Consider the following 7,067-nt stretch of genomic DNA (forward strand, 5'->3'; position numbering starts at 1 on the left):
CTCCAGGTCTGACCCGGCGCCAGCGCTCCTACACCACGCACGGGGACGTGATCTCAAAGGGCGCGGTCACCGGGCTTGGTAAGGGCGCGATCCGCTATCGGTAATGGTGGAAGAAGCCTACTTGTGCTTTCGCAGCTTCAGGAGGCGGCTGACATAGCTCTGTTGTCTGCGGCGGCGCAGCCAGTGGTCGACACAATGGTGCCGCGACAGGTCGTCTTCGGCGAGGACCAAACCGAGTTCACCGATGGCGACACCAGCCTGACCACCAGCATGGCCGTGCTGGTTTCCGGCGAGGCGCATGGCGAAGTCCGCCGGCTATCCCTGACCAATAGCGCGCCGGTCGCGCGAGATCGAACTGACCTCCTATGCCGAACTGGTGCTGACCAGTCCGGCGGCGGACAATGCCCATCCGGCCTTTGCTAGGCTGTTCGTGCAGACCGAGTATCTGGCAGAGTTCGGCGCGCTGATCGCCACCCGCAGGCCCCGTTCCCCCGGCGAACCGCAGATATAGGCCCCCCATGTCACCGTCGTGGAGGGGGAACGCGCCGCCACACCGCGATATGATTCTAACTGGTCCCGGGGGTGTATGCCGGGCATCCGCCGCGAGGTCGGCACCCTGATCGTTGATCCCTGCCTGCCCGCAGGCCGGCCAGGGTTCAAGGCGGTTGTGACGACGGCGGAACCCCGGCTCGACATCCGGGGGCGATGCAGGTTCCAGCCTTGATGGCTCTACCATCGTCCCCAAGCCCGGGGGTGGCGTCCGCCTTGCCCTGGATGGGGCGTCGCACAACCTGCTGCTGGCGTTGCGTGATGCGCAGGCGATAAAAATTCCCGTGGGCGAAGATAGACAAAATCTGTCGCTGCCGGAGGTCGTTCAAAAAAATAAGAACCTGACCAGGCTTTCGGAAAATACTCAAATCCGCATTCAACGAGCATTATCCGTCCTTTGAGTGACATTGAACAATGGTCGCCATGATAGAGTAATCCTGACGCTGGCAATGGGCTTGCGAATATTTCAAGGCGATATGGCCATGGCCTCCCCTGATCCGCAGCCGTCCGGTATATACCCACCAGGGCCAGTCGATCATACGCTGATCGATGTCACAGGCTTCTTCTGTGATGCCCCGGTGTTCGCCCTGCTAGCGGCCACCACCATTCCCGACCTGACCCGTGCGCGGGTGCCGGACAATCATCTGCGCCTGTGGGTAGCGGGATGCGGTATAGGGGCGGAAGCCTACTCGCTGGCCATACTGCTGCTGGAACAGATGGCGGCGTTGGGTCCAACCCTGAAGGTGCAGATTTTCGCCTCCGACATTGATGCTGACGCCGTGGCGATGGCGCGCGAGGGGCTGTATCCGACCGGCATCGCCGGCGCCGTGTCCCCCCAGCGGCTGGCCCGGTTCTTTACCCTCGAGGATGGCGGATACCGGGTCAGGCCGGAACTGCGGGCGCTGGTGGTGTTCACGGTTCAAAATGTGCTGGCCGACCCGCCATTCTTCCGACTGGACTTCATCTCCTGCCGCAACCTGCTGAACCGCCTGCTGCCCGAAGCACAGGCCCGTGTGCTGACCCTGTTCCATTTCGCGCTGCGCGACGGGGGTTATCTGCTGCTGGGCGGGGCAGAGATGGTAGCGCCAGTCGGGGCCGAACGGTTCGAGCTGGCATCGGAGACTGCTCAGCTGTACCGGCATGTCGGCCGCAACCGGCCGGCAGATTCCAGCTTCCCGCCGAGCGCAGGCGATGGGGTGCGGGCTCAACCCGGCCCGTCGCGGCAGGCGACCTTGGCCGATCTCTGCCAACGGCTGGTCACCCGCGACTATGCCCCGGCGGCGGTACTGATCAACCGGCAGCATGATTGCCTATACTCCCTGGGACCGACCGAGCGCTATCTGCGGGTGCCATCAGGCCACCCCACCTATGATCTGCTGTCCATGGTGCTGCCGGGCCTCTCGACCAGGCTACGCGCCGCCATCCAGCAAGCCCACCGTGACCAGGCGAGGGTTACCTTCGCCGGCGGCGGATCGGGCGGGGACGGCGACATGCTCCCCTTCAGCATCGCCGTACAGCCGGTGCGCCATGAGGACGAGGAGTTGATGCTGGTCTGCTTCATCGACCCGCTTCCCCTTGACCGGCCAGCCGATGCGCCGGTCCAGCGGCCGGTGAACGCCAGCATACAGGCGCTGGAGCGCGAGTTGGACCGGACGCGGGCGGAACTGGAAGCGGCTGTGCATAGCCTGGGAATGGCCGGGGAGGATCACAAGGCCATCACCAGGGAAGCGCTGGTGATCAACGAGGAATACCAGTCGGCAAATGGGGAGTTGCTGACATCCAAGCAGGAATTGCAGTCGCTGAACGGGGAACTGACGGCGCTGAACAACCAATTGCATGAAACGCTGGACCGCCAACGCACCACCTTCAACGACTTGCAGAACGTGCTGTACAGCACGGATGTGGCGACGATCTTTCTGGACCCAGCCCTGGCCATTCGGTTCTTCACTCCGGCGACGCGGTCGCTGTTCACCATCCTGCCTGGCGATGTCGGGCGGCCGCTGGCCGATCTCGACTCCCTGGCTGCCGACGGGGGCCTGCTGGCCGACGCGCAGACGGTGCTGCGGTCGCGGGTGCCCATGGAACGGGAGATCGAGGCGCGGACGGGGGCCTGGTACTTGCGGCGTGTGCTGCCCTATCGGACCCAGGATGATCAGGTGGAAGGCGTGGTCATCACCTTCGCCGACATTACCGAACGCCGGCATGTCGGCGATGCGCTGGCCGCGGCCAAACGCGCGGCCGATATGGCCAACCAAGGCAAGTCGCGCTTTCTGGCGGCGGCCAGCCATGATCTGCGCCAGCCTTTGCAGACGCTGACCCTGCTGCAGGGTGTGCTGTCCAACATGGTGAAGGGGAACCGGGAACGCGAATTGCTGGACCGGTGCGGCGAAACGCTGGGGGCCATGTCCGGCATGCTCAACGCCCTGCTGGACATCAACCAGATCGAGGCCGGCGTCGTAACCACCGACATCACTCGCTTTTCCATCCATGACCTGCTGGCCCGGATGCGCGATGAATTCAGCTACCACGCCCAGGCACGCAGCCTGGCCCTGCATGTGGTGACCAGCAATGCCGTGGTTTTCAGCGACCGGCGGCTGCTGGAGCAGATGATCCGCAACCTGCTGTCCAACGCCCTGAAATATACACGCAAGGGGAAGGTGCTGATCGGGTGCCGTCACAAGGCAGGCGGGATCAGGATCGAAATCTGGGATACCGGCATCGGAATCCCGGAAACCGAGCAGCAGGTGATCTTCGAGGAACACCACCAGATCACGGAGGTGGACGCGCAGTCCCGCAACGAGTTGGGCTTGGGCCTGGGTCTGTCAATCGTGCGCCGGCTGGGCGGTCTGCTGGGCCATCCCGTCCGCGTGCGGTCACAGCCCGGGAAGGGATCCGTGTTCACCGTGGATATCCTGCACCATCCAGGCACCATGGCGCCGCCGCCATTGCCGGCAAGGGCCAACACGAACACTGCGAAGATCCTCACCGGCGCCGTCCTGGTGGTGGAGGATGATCCCGAGGTCCGCGATCTGCTGGAGATGCTGCTGCGCGATGCCGGACACAATGTGGTGTCGCAGGCCGACGGGCCGTCTGCCCTGCATCTGATGGCGACCGGGACCTTCCGGCCCGACGTGATCCTGGTCGATTTCAATCTGCCCGGCGGCCTGAACGGCCTGGACCTGCTGGCCGCCCTGCGCCGAACCCTGCGCCGGCCCGTGCCGGGGCTGTTGCTGACCGCCGACATCTCGACCAGTACGCTGCGCGCCATCGCCCTGCGCAATGAGGGGCAGTTGCACAAGCCGGTGAACCCGGCAACCCTGCTACGCGCCATCGGGCGTCTGCTGTCGGCACCGCCGCTGGTCGCTCACATGCCGCTGGATGCTGCCCAGGCCGCCACCGGCATCGCCATCATCCATGTCATCGATGACGACGCCCTGTTGCGCGACAGCATCCGCCAGGCCCTTGCCGGGGATGGGCGGCGGGTGGTGGATCATGCCAACGCCGAGGAGTTCCTGACCCGGTTCCAGTCCGGCACCGATGTATGCCTGCTGGTCGACGCCTATTTGCCGGGGATGAGCGGCCTGGACCTGCTGCGCCGCTTGCGGCAAGCCGGCGAAACCGTGCCGGTGATCATCATCACCGGCAGCAGCGATGTGCCCATGGCAGTGCAGGCCATGAAGGAAGGGGCCGCCGATTTCATTGAGAAGCCGGTCAGCCGCACCGACCTGTTGGCCAGTGTCGACCGGGCGCTGGAGCACGCCCGCGACGGCGGCAAGTTGCTGGCATGGCGCAAGGATGCTACCGATCATGTCGCCGGGCTGACAGCGCGGCAACGGCAGATCATGACCATGGTCCTGGCCGGCCATCCCAGCAAGAATATCGCCGCTGACCTCAGCATCAGCCAGCGCACCGTGGAGAACCACCGCGCCGCCATCATGCGCAAGACCGGGGCACGATCCCTGCCGGCCCTGGCGCGCCTGGCCCTGGCGGCGGACTGGAACGGAACCGGGGACGGCGAAAATGAAATACAGGATAAATGAAACAATCATGAGAACACTGAAAAATACTCGTCTCAATGCCGTGAGTATTTTCCGGGGCTTCCGCAAACCCCTTATTTTTAACTACTATCCATTTGAAAGAATTCGGAGTCCTCTTGAACTTCGAATGCAGGAGTATATATCATGCTTAAGATCACCATGTTGCGGGCATTGCCGTTCAGCCTGCTGTTGCTCGCCGGATGTGCCGCCACCCCCCATCATGCCACCACTGGCACCGCGCCCGAAAATAATGTCGGCGTAACCTCGCCGGGATATGTCGCGCTGAAGGCCGGCGACTACGGCACCTCCACCCGGTTGCTGGAGGCATCCAACATCAAGTGGCCGAACAGCCCCTATGACGAACTGAACCTCGGTGCCTCCTATCAGGCCCAGGGACGGATGGATCTGGCGGAGCCGTTCCTGCGCCGGGCCATGACCCATGGCCACGGGCTGATGCCAGCCGAATCCACCCAGGCCTGGGCCAAAGGCATGACGGTGGAGCAGGCGGCCTGTCAGAACCTGGCCATCGGACTGGCGCCGGCCACCATCGAAGGCACGGCGACGCCCTGCCAGACCACGCTGGTCGTGGCCGTGATCGCAGCACCGGGGCCGGTGGCAGCCGTCTATCAACAGACCTCTTACAATACCTATTTCGACTTCGACAAGGCGACGCTGACCATGGATGGCGAGGCCATCCTGCGCGAGGCCGCCAAGGAAATCCGCTCCGATCCGGCCCGGCGCGTCGCCTTGGTCGGCAAGGCGTCCAGCGGCGGCACCGACTATTACAATATGGCCCTGTCGCAGCAGCGCGTGGAGACGGTGCGCAACGTCCTGATTGCTGCCGGAGTGCCATCGTCGCGGATCGATGTGCGGTGGGTTGGGGAGCGTGAATTGCCGGTACCGCAGCGTGATGGCGTGCGCGAACCGCTTAACCGCGTGGTGGAAGGCACGGTCAAGTAACCGACCAACCCAAAAGATCCATAGCTGTGGCCGGCTGCGATCCTGCGGCCGGCCACAGCTATGCGGCCCAGACAGAAAGCCCCGATCATGCCGATTGAGAACACCGACCTGGAACGACGCGTCCTGGCGCATGAGCGCATTCTCCAGGTGCTAATCGCCCATATGGCGGAAACCGAGCCGAAGTTTCTGGAACGTCTGTGGGAGAAATTCCCCGAAAGCCACGATCTCGGCGCCAATGAACACGACTTCACCGGGACCCACGAATATGCCCGGTTCTTCATCGGGAAGGTGGCGACCATGGGAACGGACAATAATTAATGCCGCTGCTCCCATGATCGCGCCGGTGCTCTTGCCTAGTTGAACAGGCCCAGGATAAACACACCGATGACTGCCAGGGCGATGGACATAGGAACGACCATCCGTGGCGTGAACAGCCCGAACCATGTACGTTTGCTGCGGGTGCGGATATCGTCCATGATGGCCACCGCATTCGTGACAGGCTGTGCCACGGCGGACAAAGCGGCGTCGGCCTGAACCGCTGCTTCAAGCAGCGCTGGATCGATGCGGACGGACTCCGCGTGGCCCCTCGCCTTGTCGGTCAGATACAAGGTCGTGGCGACCCGACGCCAGGCGCCAAAAGACAGATCGTCAATAGTTTCCTCGTCCGTTTCAACCTCATACCGGCCAGCCGGCCAAGGACCATCGGTGTCCGCCAGAACGAACGAATGGTTGAACTGAACGGTGGAGCGAACGGTGCGGGTGGTCATTGAGGTCCCTTTCGGCGATATCACTTGGGCACAAGCCTGAGATTTGCCCGTCGCCGGATATTACCGACGAATGAGGCGGTGCAGCGGGACTATCATGGGCCAATATTTATTCGAAATATACGCCCAATTATACCTATTTACCTTCGCAGTTGATTTTAGATTTCATGAAAAATAGACCCGTAGGTATTTTCCGATTCTGTGAATTATTCGGAAGCAATGTAAACTCCAACCTTCTTTCTGGGGCCTGTTTCAAGCCGACCAATGAAAATTGGCATCGAAACCCGGCACCATCCCCAGACCCACCCATATTGATCGAAAGGCCAAGCCATGAGCCTCGGCACCCTATTGCTAATCATCCTTATCATCATCCTGGTCGGAGCCTTGCCGCGCTGGTCACATAGCTCAAACTGGGGCTACTACCCCAGCGGGGGTGCCGGGCTGGTGCTGGTCATCGTCCTTATCCTACTGCTGCTTGGCCGGATCTGAGAGCTGGTCCCCTGTGAGCGGACAGTTTGCTAAGCTTGGTTCGCCCTTATTAAAGGACGACCGACATGACGGGACAGAGGAAGCGGTATTCAGCGGATTTTAAGGCGAAGGTGGCGCTGGAGGCGATCCGGGGCGAGTTGACGATGGCGCAACTTGTGTCGAAGCACGGTGTTCACCAGACGATGATCAGCGCTTGGCGTAAGCAGGCGATCGAGGGAATGGCCGCCTCGTTTTCCGGCAAGGCCGAGGCTGCGCCGCTGGTTGATGG

6 protein-coding genes and 1 pseudogene are annotated in these 7,067 nt (G+C 62.6%); 6 read left to right on the forward strand and 1 reads right to left on the reverse strand.

Annotated features, from left to right (window positions below):
* The first annotated feature begins 195 nt into the window (after positions 1–195).
* The 4 genes and pseudogenes from ACODTW_RS28070 (at position 196) to ACODTW_RS28085 (ending at position 5,864) form a co-directional block, all read left to right on the forward strand.
* Positions 196–511, forward strand: a pseudogene (locus ACODTW_RS28070) (hypothetical protein).
* A 520-nt stretch (positions 512–1,031) separates the two neighbouring features.
* Positions 1,032–4,589, forward strand: coding sequence for a response regulator (locus ACODTW_RS28075; protein ID WP_488949522.1), 3,558 nt, complete (start codon positions 1,032–1,034; stop codon positions 4,587–4,589).
* Between the two features lie 141 nt (positions 4,590–4,730).
* On the forward strand, positions 4,731–5,546 hold the full coding sequence (locus tag ACODTW_RS28080) for an OmpA family protein (RefSeq protein ID WP_488949523.1): 816 nt from the start codon (positions 4,731–4,733) through the stop codon (positions 5,544–5,546).
* An 87-nt stretch (positions 5,547–5,633) separates the two neighbouring features.
* Positions 5,634–5,864, forward strand: a complete 231-nt coding sequence (locus ACODTW_RS28085; RefSeq protein WP_488949524.1) for a hypothetical protein — start codon at positions 5,634–5,636, stop codon at positions 5,862–5,864.
* A 35-nt stretch (positions 5,865–5,899) separates the two neighbouring features.
* Here the strand turns inward: ACODTW_RS28085 and ACODTW_RS28090 are convergent, their stop codons facing one another.
* Positions 5,900–6,313: a hypothetical protein gene (locus tag ACODTW_RS28090; protein ID WP_488949525.1), complete on the reverse strand. Its 414-nt coding sequence runs from the start codon at positions 6,311–6,313 to the stop codon at positions 5,900–5,902.
* Positions 6,314–6,640: 327 nt separating this feature from the next.
* Here ACODTW_RS28090 and ACODTW_RS28095 point away from each other — a divergent pair, with 327 nt between their 5' ends.
* Entirely contained in the window at positions 6,641–6,799 is a 159-nt protein-coding gene (locus tag ACODTW_RS28095) for a DUF3309 family protein (RefSeq protein ID WP_488949526.1), read from the forward strand.
* Between the two features lie 65 nt (positions 6,800–6,864).
* Positions 6,865–7,067 (forward strand): transposase (locus ACODTW_RS28100; RefSeq protein ID WP_488949527.1); only part of this gene is annotated, 203 nt, incomplete at its 3' end.

It is taken from the genome of Niveispirillum sp. FG148, from assembly GCF_057809655.1.